Origin of the sequence: Sulfurimonas sp. NWX79 (assembly GCF_039667035.1) — a bacterium.
GTDB lineage: Bacteria > Campylobacterota > Campylobacteria > Campylobacterales > Sulfurimonadaceae > Sulfurimonas > Sulfurimonas indica.
This window is the reverse complement of the sequence record NZ_JALCZL010000005.1, coordinates 47,547-64,951: the sequence shown is the minus strand read 5'-3', so window position 1 is coordinate 64,951 and position 17,405 is coordinate 47,547. Positions and strand designations below refer to the sequence as shown.

General features: G+C 37.9%; 17 protein-coding genes. 2 read left to right on the top strand and 15 right to left on the bottom strand.

All coding sequences use genetic code 11. The features are described 5' to 3' along the window. Window positions 1–210 precede the first annotated feature (210 nt). Genes MNY27_RS03665 through ovoA form a run of 4 tightly spaced genes read right to left on the bottom strand, consistent with a single transcriptional unit; the run spans window position 211 to window position 4,121 of the window. Window positions 211–636 (bottom strand): pyridoxamine 5'-phosphate oxidase family protein, encoded by a 426-nt coding sequence (locus tag MNY27_RS03665; protein ID WP_152183972.1) that lies wholly within the window; start codon window positions 634–636, stop codon window positions 211–213. Further along, window positions 636–857, bottom strand: coding sequence for a hypothetical protein (locus tag MNY27_RS03660; protein ID WP_152183971.1), 222 nt, complete (start codon window positions 855–857; stop codon window positions 636–638). Before MNY27_RS03660 ends, MNY27_RS03665 begins: the two co-directional genes overlap by 1 nt. Then, entirely contained in the window at window positions 844–2,025 is a 1,182-nt protein-coding gene (locus MNY27_RS03655; protein WP_246153827.1) for a PatB family C-S lyase, read from the bottom strand. The genes MNY27_RS03660 and MNY27_RS03655 overlap by 14 nt, the downstream gene beginning before the upstream one ends. Further along, window positions 2,025–4,121, bottom strand: coding sequence for a 5-histidylcysteine sulfoxide synthase (ovoA, locus tag MNY27_RS03650; protein WP_346391890.1), 2,097 nt, complete (start codon window positions 4,119–4,121; stop codon window positions 2,025–2,027). The genes MNY27_RS03655 and ovoA overlap by 1 nt, the downstream gene beginning before the upstream one ends. Before the next feature lie 161 nt (window positions 4,122–4,282). Between ovoA and pgeF the strand changes: the two genes are divergently transcribed. Together pgeF and MNY27_RS03640 are read left to right on the top strand one after the other, a co-directional pair. Next, complete coding sequence (pgeF, locus tag MNY27_RS03645) at window positions 4,283–5,008, top strand: peptidoglycan editing factor PgeF (protein ID WP_152183968.1); 726 nt, start codon at window positions 4,283–4,285, stop codon at window positions 5,006–5,008. Window positions 5,009–5,064: 56 nt separating this feature from the next. After that, window positions 5,065–5,514: a hemerythrin domain-containing protein gene (locus tag MNY27_RS03640; protein ID WP_152183967.1), complete on the top strand. Its 450-nt coding sequence runs from the start codon at window positions 5,065–5,067 to the stop codon at window positions 5,512–5,514. A gap of 69 nt (window positions 5,515–5,583) precedes the next feature. Here the strand turns inward: MNY27_RS03640 and dxs are convergent, their stop codons facing one another. The 11 genes from dxs to MNY27_RS03585 are packed head-to-tail and all read right to left on the bottom strand — an operon-like array spanning window position 5,584 to window position 17,366. Continuing rightward, complete coding sequence (dxs, locus tag MNY27_RS03635) at window positions 5,584–7,404, bottom strand: 1-deoxy-D-xylulose-5-phosphate synthase (protein ID WP_152184017.1); 1,821 nt, start codon at window positions 7,402–7,404, stop codon at window positions 5,584–5,586. Between the two features lies 1 nt (window position 7,405). Then, the gene (gene fliH / locus MNY27_RS03630) at window positions 7,406–8,191 is read right to left on the bottom strand and encodes a flagellar assembly protein FliH (protein WP_152183966.1); all 786 of its coding nucleotides are present in this window, start codon (window positions 8,189–8,191) and stop codon (window positions 7,406–7,408) included. 4 nt (window positions 8,192–8,195) lie between these two features. Beyond that, entirely contained in the window at window positions 8,196–9,224 is a 1,029-nt protein-coding gene (gene fliG / locus MNY27_RS03625; protein ID WP_346391889.1) for a flagellar motor switch protein FliG, read from the bottom strand. A gap of 3 nt (window positions 9,225–9,227) precedes the next feature. Then, on the bottom strand, window positions 9,228–10,937 hold the full coding sequence (fliF, locus tag MNY27_RS03620) for a flagellar basal-body MS-ring/collar protein FliF (protein WP_152183964.1): 1,710 nt from the start codon (window positions 10,935–10,937) through the stop codon (window positions 9,228–9,230). 22 nt (window positions 10,938–10,959) lie between these two features. Further along, window positions 10,960–12,054 carry a histidinol-phosphate transaminase gene (gene hisC, locus MNY27_RS03615; RefSeq protein ID WP_346391888.1) on the bottom strand — a complete coding sequence of 365 codons (1,095 nt, stop codon included), beginning with the start codon at window positions 12,052–12,054 and terminating at the stop codon, window positions 10,960–10,962. After that, window positions 12,051–13,133: a prephenate dehydratase gene (gene pheA, locus MNY27_RS03610; protein WP_152183962.1), complete on the bottom strand. Its 1,083-nt coding sequence runs from the start codon at window positions 13,131–13,133 to the stop codon at window positions 12,051–12,053. The genes hisC and pheA overlap by 4 nt, the downstream gene beginning before the upstream one ends. Further along, window positions 13,130–13,921, bottom strand: a complete 792-nt coding sequence (locus tag MNY27_RS03605) for an HAD-IIA family hydrolase (RefSeq protein ID WP_152183961.1) — start codon at window positions 13,919–13,921, stop codon at window positions 13,130–13,132. The genes pheA and MNY27_RS03605 overlap by 4 nt, the downstream gene beginning before the upstream one ends. A 1-nt stretch (window position 13,922) precedes the next feature. Next, a complete protein-coding gene (gene lysA / locus MNY27_RS03600; protein WP_188109456.1) occupies window positions 13,923–15,134 on the bottom strand; it encodes a diaminopimelate decarboxylase in 1,212 nt (403 codons plus the stop codon). Between the two features lie 53 nt (window positions 15,135–15,187). Next, window positions 15,188–16,258: an LptF/LptG family permease gene (locus MNY27_RS03595; protein ID WP_346391887.1), complete on the bottom strand. Its 1,071-nt coding sequence runs from the start codon at window positions 16,256–16,258 to the stop codon at window positions 15,188–15,190. Then, window positions 16,252–16,827 (bottom strand): aminoacyl-tRNA hydrolase, encoded by a 576-nt coding sequence (gene pth / locus MNY27_RS03590; protein ID WP_152183959.1) that lies wholly within the window; start codon window positions 16,825–16,827, stop codon window positions 16,252–16,254. Before pth ends, MNY27_RS03595 begins: the two co-directional genes overlap by 7 nt. Before the next feature lie 2 nt (window positions 16,828–16,829). After that, window positions 16,830–17,366 carry a 50S ribosomal protein L25/general stress protein Ctc gene (locus tag MNY27_RS03585; protein ID WP_152183958.1) on the bottom strand — a complete coding sequence of 179 codons (537 nt, stop codon included), beginning with the start codon at window positions 17,364–17,366 and terminating at the stop codon, window positions 16,830–16,832. Between the last annotated feature and the right edge of the window lie 39 nt (window positions 17,367–17,405).

The window sequence follows — 17,405 nt, the reverse complement described above, 5'->3', positions numbered from 1 at the left end:
CTTTGCTACCTTTTCTTCTTATATATTTGTATTTTATCTAAATATGATAAACTTCAGCTATGAAAAAACGAATTAACTGTAGACGTTGTGAGTATTACTATGTCACTTGGGAGCCCAGACAGCCTCATGGTTGCAAGGCATATGGATTTAAATCCACGCAGATTCCCTCAATGGTAGTTTTTAAAAGCAGTGGGATAGAGTGCTCTTTATTTAAACAGAAGCACTCTTGTAAATAAGCTTTTTTCCAAATCCAAGCCGATTGTCTGTCAGTTTAAAAAAATCTACCTTGATTTGCCATAACTTAGGAGCCAGTGCCAAAGCATATGGAAATGTTTTAAAATAGAGCGCTTTTAGTTTTGCATCTTCCAAAACAGTGAAAACTCCACGAAACTGCAAGCCTTGGATCTTGCCAACCTCTTTGGTCTCAAGCAAAATATTTCCGGCTACTTTTGAATTTTGATGAATGTGCTCTATGTGGAGTGTATCTTCACTACTTGCCACTATAAAAGAGTTGCTTTTGGCATCGAAAGCGTAAAAAAGAGAACAGGCACTCACCTCATTCTCCACTGCCGTTGCAAGTGTGAGGACATGATGTTCTTCTATGAAAGCGGTGATTTTTTCTAAATTTTCATTCATCAGAGTTTAAAGAGAAAGTTTTCCAAATCTTCGGCATCTTTGATATTACGTTTTTCTAACATCATCGATGCAATATCATCTTCTACAAATATATCAAACATATCAATAGGTGAGTTCATATTGTAAAAGCTCTTCATAAACTCCAGAAGTATCTCAAAGTTATCTTTGCGTACACTGTACTTTTTATGCTCTTTATACTCATCCCAGTTAATCTTTATCATATCTCTCTAAAGCCTTTTGTAATCTTGTAATTATCTCTTGCATTGTATCAGATGGTACGGCAAAATTCAAGCGCATAAAACCACTTCCCTCACGTCCAAAACCAAGACCCGCATTTAAACCTAACTTAGCCTCTTGTATAAACCACTCACGTAGCTCTTTGTCTCGAAGCCACATACCATGACAATCTAGCCAGGCAAGATAAGTACCTTCAATAGGAGTGATTTTTATCAGACCTTCATACTGTTGTAACATTTTCTCTAACTCTTGATAATTTCTATAGAGATGACCTTTTAGCTCACGCAGCCACTCCTTACCTTCTGTGTAAGCAGATTCAAAAGCGACATGACTCAGCACTGATCCTTGTGCAAAATGTACCTTTTCATAGGCTTTATAAAACTGCTCACGCAACGTTTTATTCGGTACAGCTACACTACTCATCGCAAAACCTGCCATATTAAATGTTTTACCGACACCGATGGCGGTCAAGGAGATATCTCTAGCATGAGCGTTCAATGAAGCAAAAGGTATATGCCTGTTTGGCGTATATACCAAATCACAATGAATCTCATCAGCAAAAACCACTACACCATTCTCATAACATATTTGAGCTATCTCTTCTAACTCTTCACGCCTCCAAACACGCCCAACTGGATTATGCGGGGAACAAAGCAGCAGCAGTTTTGTATCTTTGGTGATTTTACTTTTGAGATCTTCAAAATCAAAACCATATGCCCCATCCTCACGCAGAGCAAGTGGGTTTTTCACTAACTTTCGACCAAGTTTTTGCACTGTATGAAAAAAAGGCGGATAGACAGGTGTTTGCACAATGACTCCCTCACCCTCTTGTGTAAAAGCTTCTATTGCCACTGCCATGGAAGCAACAACAGAGTGCGAGTAAAACATATCTTCTAAAGAGAATGCAACATTATGCTGCTCTTTCATCCATGCGATTTGTGCCAAATATACAGACTCAGGTACCTCTTCATAACCGACTATCGGATGTTCAAGCCGCTTTTTTACTGCATCGAGAACAAACGGTGGTGTATTTATATCCATATCTGCCACCCATGCAGGCAGCAGATCTTCTGTGCCAAAAAGCTCTTTTCGCAAAGTATATTTTTCTGCATTCATATGCTCACGTGAGGCTGCAGCACTAAAATCAAACACTATCTTTTTCTCCAGACACTCAGCTCTGAGAGTGTATGCTGATACTTTCTTGCTGTCTCTTTGATAACAAACTCCACATCTTCTCTATGAACAAACTCGAAATGTTTTTCAAGTATCTCTTTGAGACGCTCAAAAGTTCGGATTTCTTGACCATTTTCATCATAATAGCCACCAACCCAGAGCTCTTTTGGAGTTGACTCTTCCTGCCATGTATATGGAGAAGTAAGAACCAAGATACCTGCATCATTTATACGTTCGTGTATAGTTTCTAAAAAAAGATATGGATTATAGAGTCTGTCAATGAGATTTGTTGCCATAACCAGATCATAGCCTTTGAAATTCGGTTTTAAGTTACAGGCATCACCCTGCCAAAACTGCACTTTTTCTTTTATGTCTTCATACCCAAGTTCATGTAGTGTAACTTTTTTCTCCTCTGTTATAACACCCTCTTCTTTGACATGAAAAGCAACATAACCTTCATTCTTCAACTTTGAGCCAACACCGACAAAGCGTACGGAGAAGTCAATACCTTCCACTTTGTCAAACTCTTTGGCAAGCTGAAATGTGGCACGTCCCGTTGCACAACCTAAATCAAGTGCTTTTGTTTTGTTTGTTACAAATGAGCTAGCAGTTCGAACACACTTAATGGCAAAGTTCTCCACACCAAAATACTCATCACCATACTGAAATTCACAATATTGAGAAACCAGAGCATCACTCTCATAAATATCTTCACTGGAATCTTCATTTTTTGAGAGAACATAGCGAAAACCTGCATTTTGAAAGAAGTGACGACGGAATGCATAACGAGAGTGCTGCATAATAAGATTACCGTTACTTGCCCATGAAGCTCCTAAGATAAGTGCATGTTTATCATCAAAAGTCGGTGTTGAGAAGTCATCATAAGCAGGATGCACTTCAAAACCCTTAAATCCGCGAATCGGTGTCCTGCTCCACTGCCAAACATTACCGATGACATCATAAATACCGTTAAATCCAAACTCATCCACAGGGCATGATGAAGCATAATGGTAGAAGTTGATATTTGCACGGCTCTCATGTAATTCTGGAATATCTCGCAAACCAGACTGTTTATAGATAGCACCGTACTCTGCTTCACTTGGCAGTCTATACTCCTTACCCTCTTTTGCGCTCTTGTAACGACAATATGCTTCAGCTTCAAGAGTATTGACATCAACAGGCCAGTTTAATGGCATATCTATGATTTTATAGAGTGCTCGATATTTGAAACCATTCCCATCTTTTACCCAAAAATGTGGATACTTAGCTCCGCTTCTCTCTAAAAATTCCAAGCCCTCTTCATCCCAAAACTCTTGTCTCTCATAACCACCATCTTTGACAAACTCCATAAACTCACCATTACTGACAAGATACTTCGAAGCTTGAAAATCTGCTATCGTCTCTCTGTACTCTCCATACTCATTATCCCAGCCATAAAGATGATGCTCTTTACTTTTCCCAAGAAGAATTTCTCCACCTTTAACTGCTATCATCTCATTCTCAGAAGCTCTACCTGCGTGAGAACAAAGTACAAAATCATCTACTACTTTTACATCTTCTATAGGCATTTGGCGATGCAGTACAAGAGAAGTCTCAATGTGAATACGTTCATGCTCGATACCCATCAAAATTATCCACATAGCTGAATCATCCCGTATAGGTAGAGAGAACTCCAATGTATCGATAAGACCATTGACAAGCTCACGCACTCTGTTTCTGTAACTGCGTACCTCATCAACAGCAGGCCACGTATAACGCGACTCCTCTATATCATCCCAGTCCATCTCATCAACGCCTACGGCAAAAACCGACTCAAAATGAGGATTGATTCTCTCTTGTATGATTTTCATATTGATTAGCTTGTTGATAAAGAAAGTAGCCGTATGACCAAAATAAAATATCATAGGATGGCGTGTGGGCTCACTTTTTTTATAAAAGACGCTATCCTCACGCAGAAGTTCAAAGACCTTTTCGAACAAATCAAAAGTATTGTTAAAATAAGTTTTTATCTCTGCTCTTTTTTCTTCAACACTTTTACCATCTAGTGTAATTGGATACATACTTATTCTACTCACACAACACGCTCCATCTCTAATTTTACAGTATATCGTCCTGACGAAAGTCTTTTTATAAATATTACGCAGAGGCTCAGACCATCAGGAGGATTTGTCCTCGGAGTAATGTTTATAAAAAGACGTAATACTTTTATCAGAAGTTGATATGCTATAATCATTATATGCAAATTTTTCAAAGTAAATTATTAAACAATTATCCAAATATTTTTTACACCTTTACTACTAAAGAAGATGGCAACATCGCTTTTCATGTCGGTGACAAAAAAGAGAATGTAGAAAAAAACCATGAAATCTTAGCAAAAAAGTGTAACTATAAAATAGAAACGCTTGTTCATATGAAACAGATTCACTCTAACCTTGTAAAAATTGTAGAAGAAAACGACAACTTTACAAATCCACCTACCTGTGATGCACTTATCACAAATAAAAAAAACATTCCTCTTATGGTAATGATCGCTGATTGTTCTCCCATTCTCTTTTATGATCCAAAACAAGAAGTCATCGCTGTAGCTCACGCAGGTCGGGCAGGAGCCTTCAACAACATCATTCATAATGTTATAAAGATTTTTAAAAATCACTTCAACTCTAAAGCAGATGATATTATCTGCATTATCGGTCCTGCAATATGTCAAAACTGTTATGAAGTAGGCAGTGAGATTTATGAAGAAGCAAAAAATTTAGACCTTACTTATGCCTTTGAAAAAAAGAGTGACAAATTCTATCTTAATATACGAAAAATTTTACACCAACAACTTAAAGAAACCAATATTTTAGATAAAAATATCGAAATTTCACAAATATGCTCACAATGTAATAAAAACTACTACTCATATCGCCAAAATACACATTGTGGGCGATTTTGCGGCCTTTTATACCAAAAATATTAATTTTTTAAGCTTATTTGATTTATTATTTCAACTAATAAACTTAAAGGTGAAAAGATATGTTTAACTTTCTTTCAAAAAAAGATCCAAGAGCTCTCAATTATGATAATAAACTGATAAAAAAATTTCATAAAGACCATGAAAAACTTATAAAAGCCATCACTAAAATTTCAAAAGCTCTTGAAAAAAATGAAGAGAAAAAAGCAAAAACCTTTTTAAAACAATTCAAAACTGAGATTCTTGGACATTTTATGGAAGAAGATATAAAACTTTACAGATACTTGAAAAAATATTATACAAACTCTTCTGAAACAATGGAGCTTGTACAACAGTTCGAAGGGTCAATAAAAACAATTCAAAAAGATGTCATTAAATTCCTTGATACCTATACACAAGAAAACAAACCTTTAGATAAAGCTTTTGAAACAAAGTTCTATGCTATTGTCGATGAACTTGGAACAAGGATCAAGACAGAAGAAAACAACCTTTATACACTTTATATAAAATAATACTAGCTTACGAGAAGAGTCGCATAAAGATGTGTCTCTTCAAACTCTATACGTTCTTGTCTCACTCCCTCAACTACGTTGAATTTTAGATGCTAACTGCTCAGGTAAAATTCCGAGTGACTCTTCTACAACTTTTGTATTGCCATGTGTGATAAATGCATCCTCATACTCAAAACTCTCTAGCACTACATCTTCTATCTTCTCTTTAGCCAAAAACTCCAAGAGTGCCGAACCGACACCGCCCATCTTTGATGTATCAGAAAAGACAAACCATTTTTTATGTTTTTTTGCCATCTCACGCAACATCTCTTCATCTAATGGTTTTACAAAGCGCAAATCAAGTATACTGACATCTTCATCCAAAAGTTTTGAAGTCTGATAAGCACGCCCTACTCCATTTCCATATCCGATAAAAAGTATGTCACTCTCTGCTGATTCAAGTAACTGTGATTTTGCCAATTCAAAAGGCTGTGATGCAGGAAGCGCTTCTGTATCGATAAAAGCACCTCGTGGATAACGCAAAGAACATGGATGTTCATAATTTGCTGCAAATGCCATGGCCTGATGAAAGCTCTTTTCATCACGTGGAGCGAAAAGTGTCATATTTGGGATAGTTCGTAAAAAACTAATATCAAATACACCCTGATGTGTTTCTCCATCTTCTCCAACAATTCCTGCACGGTCAAGTGCAAAAACCACAGGCAGGTCCATCAAGCAGGTATCATGAATCACCTGATCATAAGCACGTTGTAAAAAGGTTGAATAAATCGTACAAAAAGGTTTGAACCCCTCTTTTGCCAAAGCAGCCATAGAAGTCACAGCATGCTGCTCAGCAATGGCAACATCCCAAAACCTATCAGGATATTTCTCCATGAGCTCACTTAAACCAGTGCCGCTAGGCATCGCTGCTGTTGCACCTACAATCTTGTCATTGTTCTTACAAAGATGCAGGAGTGATTCTGTATAAATCTGCGTTGCACTCTTTGCCGAAGATTTTTTCGAAGAAGAACCACTACTGATGTCAAACGGTCCAACTCCGTGCCATTTCTCCTCTTTGCCTTCTGCTATCTCATAGCCCTTGCCTTTGAGCGTTTGTGCATGAATAATGACAGGTTTTTTGAGCTTTTTTGCTGTCTCAAATATCTCAATGAGCTGGGAGAGATTATGTCCGTCAACCGGACCGATATAATCTATTCCCATCTCTTCAAATAAAATTCCCGGTGTTACAAGTTTTAAAGACTCTTCCATTCTTTTAGCGATGTAGCGTGCGCCCTCGCCAAAATTATCAACAAAATTCTCTGTTGTCTTTTTAAAACGCTGATAAAATGGTGAAGCCATGGCAGATGAGAGCATACGGCTGATGGCACCTATTGGCTTTGCAATACTCATCTCATTATCATTTAAGATGATAACCATCGGATATTTTCTATCACCTAGCTCGTTGAGTGCTTCATATACCATCCCGGCAGTCATAGAACCATCCCCGATCATCACAACCGGAATACGCTCATCCTGTTCTCCTTTGAGTGCAATGGCTTTTGCAACACCTACTCCCAAAGAGATGGAGGTTGAACTGTGTCCTGCAACAAAGTAGTCATCTGCACTCTCACTCGGCTTGGTATAACCACAAATTCCACCAAATTGGCGTAAAGTATCAAATGCTTCCCATCTACCAGTTAAGAGTTTGTGCGCATACGATTGATGACTCACATCAAAGATAAAAGGATCTTTACTTGAGTCAAAAACTTTATGCATAGCGACAATCAGCTCTGTTGCACCAAGTGTTGAACTTAAATGCCCACCATTCTTACTTACTACTTCTAAAATTCTTTTTCGTATATCACTGCAGAGTGTCTCTAACTCTGCAATGCTTTTATTTTGCAAATCCATTTTACTCACTTAAGGCTGCTTTCTTTACTCTCTCAAATCTTTTTGATATCTGTGCATCTATATTTCCGGCATCACTTATCACGATAACACCACCTTCATTTACTGCACTGTCTGCTAAAACTGTTATATGGTCTAATTGACCTAAATGTTCACTGATTGCTGTATGGTTATTTGGATTTACTTTGAGTGTCACTTTCGATGCACCCTGGAGGTCATTTATCAACTCATCTGCCAAAACCTTTGCAACTTTTGATGAATTAGTATCTAATTCTATCTTAATAACTTCTTGTGCAATATCAAGTGCGGCATTTACAAGCTCATTTTTTAAGCTCTCTAAAGAGTGCTCAAACTCTGCTGCACTTGACTCTAACTTTGCAATCGAACTTGTAAAAAGGGAGAGTTTTTCATTGATCTCTTTATCTATCTCTTCAAGAGCCTGTGCCTTGCCGGCTTTCATACCCTCAGCAAAAGCCTCCTCTTTTGCCTTTTGGAGTCCCTCTTTGAACTCCTCTTCTTTTGCTTCAAGCTTCATCTGCAGTTTAATGAAGTTTGAACTCATCTCATCTGTTTTTTTCATCAAAGACTCTATGAGTGACTCTTTGGATTTTGTATCTAAGGCGCTTGAATCTATCTCTTTTGCCTGTTGTAGAGGTGTCTCTTCAAGACTACTCTTATGCTCTTGTGCCTCTTCATTGTTTGAAGAACTTCCACCAAAAGCTATAACTTTAAAATTGTACTTATCTACATGATGTTTTTCAATACTATCACTTGATATTACTGTTGCCATTACCCTACTCTACCATCTCTTCAGATGAGCCCATCTGAATTGTTCCGGCTTCAGCCAACTGATTTACAACCTCGACAATTTTTCTTTGTGCCGCTTCAACATCTTTCATCTTAACGGCACCAAGGAACTGCATCTCTTCTTCGAATGCTTCACGGGCTCTCTCACTCATTGCCGAAAAGAACTTCTCTTTAAGCTCTTCTGGTGAAGATTTCAGTGCAAGCATCAGCTCTGCCTTGTCTACAGCTTTAAGTACTTCTGTAATTGCCATTTTATCTAATGTTACCATATCTTCGAAAGTAAACATCATCTCTTTAATGCGTGTAGCCAACTCCTCATCAACCTGTTCAATAGTAGAAAGTGTTGCTTTAGCACTTTTTGCACCAAGACGATTAAAGATGTCTGCCACAGCGCGTGTTCCACCCACCTCTACTTTGTAAGATGCAAGTGATTCAAGTTTAGACTCTAACACAGCAGATACTCGCTTGATAACTGAAGGTGAGATATCTCCTAGTTTTGCCATACGCATTGCGACTTCACTACGTAGGTCATCTGGAAAGAACTGCAATGTATCTGCTGCTTCCGTTGGATCCATATGTGCTAAAATCAGGGCAATTGTCTGTGGATGTTCATTGATAATAAAGTCTGATAGCTGCTGTGGTTTGATTTTTGAGAGATAGGCAAAATTCTGTGTATTTTGCATACTTTTGGAGAGCTTGTCAAGAACTTTTTTTGCCTCTTCCGGTCCAAGTGTTCTATAAAGAAGTTCTCTTGCGTACTCCATACCACCCGAAGTAAGATACTGACCTGACTGGAAAATGGCATGGAACTCTTCAAGAACTGCTGTTGCGATCGCTCTGTCTATTGTCGTGTTTGTTGCAATATATTTTGATATTTCAGTTATCGCCTCAACATTCATATTAGAAAATATTTCAGCCGTTGCATCTTCACCAAGTTGCAGTAGTAAAATAGCAATCTTTTCAGCCATACTCATTTCATTAAAAACGGCTTGTTGCTGTTGTGTCATATTTGACATATTTTACCCTTTCTCTTGTTGTTTTGGCATCTCGGCCTCTTCAGAAAGCAGAGCTTGAAGGAGTGATGCAACTTCCTCAGGGGCATCATCTGCCATTGTACGTACTTTTTCTAGTATTACCTCATATTTGAGTTCATCTTCATTGAAGTTACTAGTCATTCCAAGCTGCTCTTCAACTTTTTTACGCATCTGCTGTACTTTTTCTACCAAATCTTCGCCCTCATCATCTTCGAGTTCAAGTTTAGGAGCTTCGAGCTCCTCATCCTCACGTGAGACTTCAAGCATTTTTCCTGCAAACGGCGCAATAACTTTTTTGTACAGAATAAGTAAAAGAATAAGTACAAAAATATACTTAAACAAGTCTGCAAATGGTACAATATATGTCTGTGTAAATGTCAGAGCTTGGCTTACACCATCAGGACCATTGCTTACAGCTCTTTCAAACTGTAAATTCTGTACACTTATCTGATCACCTCTTGCATTGTCAATACCAATAGAACGACTAGCAAGTGATGTTAATGCATTCAGATCCGCTGCATCTAAAGCTACATACTCCAACTCATCCGTAGGATTACCATCTTTATCGAGCTTGTGCTTATACTTTCCATCGACGACAACAGCGGCAGTAATTCTTTTGATACGTGCGAACTGACTCTTTGTCGTACTGACAGTCTTACCAACTTCATAGTTGGTTGTTCCTGTGTTTTTTGTATACTTCTCAACTGTTTTTTGAGATTTAAGCCCTTTTACCGGACCGATATTGCTTACAGTTCCCGGAACACCACCAACCTGTTCAGGTGCTACGCCTTCACGTTTCTCTTCACTCACCTGTTCACTTCGTACAACATTTTCAGGATTATACACTTCAGAAGTTGAACTCTTTTGGGAAAAATCAAACTCAACGCTAACCTGTGCGACAACTTTATCATCACCACCAACAAAAGGAGCGATCACATCTACGATTTTATTTTGGAGCTTTCTCTCTTCTTTAAGTTTATAGCGCTGTTGCACAAGTGAGAGTTCACTCATCTGTGCACCCTCTTCATCATCTCCAAGAGTAACACCGTCACTACTTACTAGCATTACATTTGAAGGTTTCAAACGCGGTACTGCAGCAGCTACAAGGTTTTTAATACCTCGGATCTGTTTTGATGAAAGCGCACGTCCTTCAACAAGCTCGACCATCACTGAAGCTGTCGGGTCCACCTGTTTGGAGACAAAAAGTGTCTCTTTTGGAAGTGCAAGACTCACAGTTGCTCTCTCAACCGGAGAGAGTGCTGTAATCGTTCGAGAAAGTTCACCTTCAAGTGCACGGAGATGTTTGATTTGCTGGTCAAAGTTCGTTGCTCCAAACTCCTGCTTGTCAAAAAGTTCAAACCCAACACCACTGTTTTTTGGAATTCCCTGTGCGGCAATGGCAATTCTCTCTTTGTAAACAACATCACGAGGTACTTTTATGACATTATTTGCTTCTATCTCATACTTGATACCATCTTTATCAAGCTGTGTGATAACTTTTGCTGCATCACTGTCACTGAGTGTTTCAAAAAGAACGACATAGGACTCTTTTGCACTTTTGTTTGCAGTATAGACAACAAGAAAAATTAAAAATGCAACAATCCCTACAACCGCTGCTGCGATAATCATTTTTTGTTCTTTATTCAGCTTTGCATACAAAACTGACAACTGCGAAAAAAGCGCCTTAAAATCCATTAATCTCTCATCTTAAAAATTTTTATAATAGCTCAGATATTAGTTCAAAAAAACGATCGTTTTGTTCTTTTGTTCCAACTGTTACACGAATAGCGTTCATCCCGTACCCACTCAAGTTTCTTACAATCATTCCACGTCGCAGTAATGCATCGGAAATCTCTGTTGAATTTCTGTTGCCGTCAAAGCATAAAGTAACAAAGTTTGTATAACTCTCTATTATATCGATTTTTTTCTCTTTTGCAAACTCTTCGTAGCGTTTCATCTCCTCAAAATTCAAAGCGATACATTCATTCACAAATTCTGCATCTTCAAGTGCTACAGAAGCAGCTTCAAGTGAAAGTGTTGTGATATTAAAAGGTGGTCTTAATTTGTAAAGTTCTTTGATGATATCTGCATGTGAGATTCCATATCCAACACGCATACCACCAAGTCCATATGCTTTTGAAAATGTACCAAGATAAATTACATTTTCAAACCTCTCGATTAACTCTTTTGGGGTTACTTTTTTACTTGCATCTTTAAACTGTGCATACTCCATATACGCACCATCAACAACGACTAAGGTTTCACTGTCAATACGTGCAATAAACTCCATTATTTCTTTTGTATCAATAGCATCACCTGTTGGATTGTTTGGTGTACAGAGAAAAATAATATCTGGATTTTGTTCTTTATAGAGTTGATAGAATTCATCCAAATCATGTTCTTGTGAACTTGTTCTGATAATCTCTGCACCTACATGTTTTGCATAGATCTCATACATTGCAAATGTTACAGAGTTTATGAGAATTTTAGAGTTTTCATCTGCTTTTGCATGCATCAAAAACTCAATTATCTGGTCACTTCCACTTCCGATAATCACATTTTCCTCTGCAATGTCAAATCGCTTTATCAGTCCATTTTTGAGTTTCATCATTGAATCATCAGGATACATTGCCATATGTGGCAAAATTTCATTTACTGCATGCTGCACATTGATAGAACATCCGTAAGGATTCTCATTCGATGCCAACTTCACAATATCTTTTGGCTCAATACCAAACTCACGCACAACCAATTCTATTGGTTTTCCCGCCTCATAAGTAGAGATATTTTCTAGTTTTTTATTAAATTTCAATCTTCACCCTTTACATAACTTCCAAGCCACGTTACTTCATCTTTGTGTTTTTCAATAACCTTTTGTACACGCTCTTCATCAATGTGTCCATAAAAGTCGATGTAGAACCAGTATCCAAAACCACCACTCTCTTTTGATGGACGGGACTCGATTTTAGAGAGATTGATCTTAGCTTCATCAAAATCACTTAAGAAATGTACCAAAGAACCAGCTTCATTTGCATCTTTTAATTTCGCCAAGATACTTGTCTTATCATCACCGCTTATAGCGTTTTTAAAATCACTGAGTATTACAAAGCGTGTTGCATTGTCATGAACATCTTCAATGTTCTCAAACATTACAGGTACTCCATAAAGTTTTGCTGCAATGTGCGAACAGATTGCAGCCGATTCTTCATCTTCACTTGCAAGAATTGCTGCCTTTGCAGTTGATTCTACAGGAATATGTTCAACATTGCTTAAATCATACTCATTTAAAAATTCACGGCACTCGCCAAAACCTTTGTCTTTTGAGTATATTTTTTTTATCTTTTTCAGTGAATCAGCCTTCGTTGCAAAAGAAATATGAATCGGCATATAAAGTTCTGCTACAATCTTTACAGAGCTCTTTGAAAGCAGGTCAAGTGTCTCACCGACAACACCGTCACGTGAGTTCTCAATCGGCACAACACCAAACTTCGCACGCTTTGCTTCAAGCTCTTTAAAGACAGACTCAATGGAGTTGAGTGAAAGGTAGTTACTCATAGCACCAAAACGGCTTTCTGCAGCTTGGTGCGTAAAGGTGCCTTCCGGTCCGAGATAGGCGATTTTTTCAGGGAGTTCAAGATTGCGTGAGACTGCAAATATCTCTAAAAAGATAGCTTCAATGGCACTTTTATTTAAAAGTCCATCTTGTTCTTCATTGAATTTGGAGAGTCTCTCAATAATTGCTTTTTCACGTTCAGGACGGTAGATTGCACCACCTGTGTTTTGCTTAATCTCTCCAACTCTCTCAACTACTTTCATTCGTTTGTTCAGAAGGGTCAATATCTCATTATCTATACTGTCAATCGCAACCCTGCACTCATCTAATGTTTTCATAATCCCTCTCCCTTTACACTCTCTAACACCTCTTGCATATCCTTTTTGATGCTGTTCGGCTTTAGATGCTCTTCTAAAAATGGTACTATCTCCTGGGCTGATTTGTACTTTCCGCTTGTCACAAAAACTGTATGCATTCCAAGCTCTTTTGCACCACCAAGGTCCCCTTTTACATCATCACTGATAATTGTCACCTGATCAAAACTTGCACTTTTATCTTGAGCTTGCAATCTTTGCAAAGCCTCATCATAAAAAGCACTGCTTGGTTTGCCAACAACCTCATACGACGTACTTGTTGCAAACTGTAACATTTTTAGAATAGCTCCCACACCAGGATAGCGTTTGTTGTTTTTTGCATAGATGGATGTTTCATGCATACCAACAAGTTTTGCACCCGAGAGTAAAAAGTCAATCATCTGTGCATATTCATCTGCACTAAAATCTTCTTTGATGGCAATCAAAACAGTTTTTGGAGTTTTATAATCAAGCGTATAACCCATATTTTGCAAAGTATTTAAAAACTCCTCTGCTCCATAGGCTGCTACAGCATCTTTACTTACACGAGACTCTAAAAGCATTAAAGGATCTAAATATTTCTCAAAAGAGAATTCAAAACCGATAGATGTCAGGTAGTTATAAAAATCAGATGATGCTTTTTTTGTATTGTTCGTAATCACCATATATGGGAGATTCTCACTGTTTAAATACTCTATAAACTCTCGTGAACCTCTGATAGGAGATTTATCTGCATCACTGATAAGCGTACCCTGAACATCTATGAAGTACATCTTAATCCTCTAAAAATTCTTGCTCTAATGCAATCAAATCTTCAAAACTTTCACGTTTGCGAATGAGTCTTGCTTTACCGTTTTCAACAGCAACTTCAGCACTTCTTCCACGCGTATTATAGTTACTTCCCATACCAAAGCCATAAGCTCCTGCACTCTTAATAACAAGCAGGTCATTATGCTCTAGTGGTGGCAAAGGATAATCCTTTGCAAAAAAGTCACCGCTTTCACATACCGGTCCGACGATATCAACTGCGCGCTTCTCAGCTTTACTCTCTGTAAGGACCTCTATCTCATGATAGGCATTGTAAAGTGATGGACGCAGCAAGTCATTCATCGCACCATCAACGACTACAAATCTTTTCTCACCATTTTGTTTTTCATACAGCACTTTTGTTACAAAATAGCCTGCATTTGCTGTTAGAAAACGCCCCGGTTCACAAAGAATCGTCATATCAAGACCAGTAAGTGTACTTAAAATCGCCTGTGCATAATCGTATGGCTGAATCGTTGTCTCATCATCATACTTGATACCAAGACCACCACCAACATCAAAGAATTTCAACTCAATATCAATCGCTTCAAGTGAGCGAACCAAGTCAGCAACGATAACAGCAGCCTCACGGATAGGTTCAAGTTCTGTAAGTTGTGAGCCGATATGAAAATGGATACCGACAGGGTCTAAATTTTCAGAGTTGTTCGCTCTGATGTACATTCTCTTTGCAGTGGAGAGATCTACTCCAAACTTATTGTCATGCAGTCCTGTTGAGATATATGGGTGCGTTTTTGGATCAATATTTGGGTTTACTCGTATACTGATACGTGCAGCTTTACCTAACTCTTTTGCGATAAGCTCAACACGACCAAGTTCTGCTTCGCTCTCCACATTGATATAGAGAATATCGCGTTCTATCGCTTCACGAATCTCATCATCACTCTTACCAACACCTGAGAAAATGATTTTGTAAGCTGGAATACCTGCTAAAAAAGCACGACGGACTTCACCGATACTTACACAATCAGCTCCGCTTCCAAGCTTTGCAAAGTGTTTAATGACACTTAGGTTTGAGTTTGCTTTTACAGCGTACGCAATAATGGATTTTCTACCGCGAAAAGCACTCTTGAGCTCTTCATACTGCGTAGCCATATAGTCAAAATCATAAACATAAAGAGGTGTACCATACTCTTTTGCCAATTCTTTAAAATCAATCATAAAAATTCCAAATATTTTTTAGATGATTTTACCCTAATAGTGCTTATAAGTGGCTAAGTTGCAAGTCTATACTTTCTCCACTGTCGCAGGGCAATTAAAAGAAGAATGATTACAGGACCAATAATTCCGACTTCACTCGGGATGGTTTTATTATTTGAGAGCTCGATTAACATCATAATGATTCCCCAAACAAGCAGTGTTGCCAATATTGCACCAAAGCTAAAAAGTGATACATTTAAGAAACGTACACTCATAGGAACAAAGAAGAAGATAATGACAATCAGACAAGGTACAAAAAACGGATAGATAAAGATTTTATATAAGGCTCCCCGTATCGTTCGTGTATCAATCCCCTGACTCTCCAAAAGTGATATCGCCTCTAAACCATCGATAATTGTAAAGTTCACTTTCCCTTCATAAACCTGATCAAGCATACGTGGTCGAAAGCCCTCTAAAATCTTCAAATCATCTGCTTCACGCACAGAAATACCGGGAGATGCCAAAGAAAGGTCATCTGGCTTTGTAATTAAATCACCCTTTTTAATATGCCAAAAATCATCTCTGTATTCCGCAGATTTTGCAGTTACAACCTCTTTTAAAGAGTTGTTTTTCACACTAAAAACACGTACCCCCTCAGCTCTCTCTTGCAGTGGTAAAAGCTTGGAAAAATAGACATATTTTCCTTTGTATGTAAAAAAGAGGTCCCTTGTTGGATTAAGATACTGCGCATGCTTTCGAATATTACGCGAGAACTCCTGAGCACGTGCAAAACTTGACCATGTATGAAGTGATATAAAAAGTACAATAATAGTCGTTGCAATAAGAACAAAAGGCTTGAGAATGTCTACACGTGAGTACCCTAGTGAGAAAAATGAGACAAGTGCATTGGAACGAATAAGAAAGATTTTTGTCGATATCATAGCAAAGACCAAAGAGAGCGGTAGAAGCAGATCGATGGCATAAAAAGCCTGATATACAAGGTATATTAGGAGTAAATTCGCTGATTTTGAAAGTTCTGAAGCATGCTCCATATAGTCAAAACCAACAACAAAAAGGACCAATGCACCAAGTATTATAAAAAAATACTTCAAATAGTGCATCGCTATATATCTAAATGCTAACACTCCATCCCTTTTTTAGAATATTTACAACGCGTTTCATCCAAAGAGTGCTCTAGTAAAAAATCCACCGCATCAGCAGCACTCTTTATAAACTTATCTAAGCATTTTTTATTCTCATCACAAAACTCGCTTAAAACATAAGAAGCCACTTCCCCTTTGTGTGTTGGTTTTCCTATGCCCATTCGAACACGGATATACTCTCGACCTATTTTACTGTCTATAGATTTCAGTCCATTATGACCGCCATGTCCACCACCTTTTTTAAAGCGAAGTGCTCCAAAAGGGAGGTCTAAATCATCATGTATTACAACAACATCTTCAAGTTTGTAAAAGTTTTTTACCTTTACAACAGAATCACCTGAGAGATTCATATAGGTCAGCGGTTTTAATAAAAAATGATTTTCTAAAGAAACAGAACTGTTTTGAAATTTATAGAGTTCACCTTGAAATGATGAAGAAGAGAGCTTTGAAGCGTTATGACGAGCACAAAGCTCATCAATAACCATAAAGCCTATATTATGACGTGTTTTTTCATAATCAGATCCTGGATTACCCAGTCCGACTATGAGCATAATTACTTAGCTTTAATGATACTTAGTACTGATACACGATCAGCATCTGTGAATGTAACACCAGCTGGTGCTTCGATGTCACGGATAAGTTTAGAATCACCTAAATCCATCTCAGTTACATCGATAACGATTGCTTTTGGAAGATCTTCGATTTTTGCTTTCACACGTAAACGTCTTTTTGCAATGTTTACAAGACCTTTGTTTTTAAGACCGATTGCTTCACCAACTGCTTCTACAGGGACCATAAAATGTGTAAGAACACCTGGTTGTGCTACCATTAAATCAACGTGTAAAAGTTTACCAGTTACTGGATGAGACTCATATGATTGAACCACAACATTCATTTCTTTGCCCCCAACTTTTACTGGGAATGCTAATGTATCTTTGTTGCGCACAGTACGGATATATTCATTCTCTTTGAATGCAGCATTGATATTTTCAAGCCCTTTTCCGTAAATATTTGCAATTAGATAACCATCGCGGCGTAAAGCTTTTGTAGCTTGTTTGCCAGTACTCTCTCTAACTATACCTTCTAACATATGAAGTCCTTAATTTTAAAATGGGCGCAATTATATCTA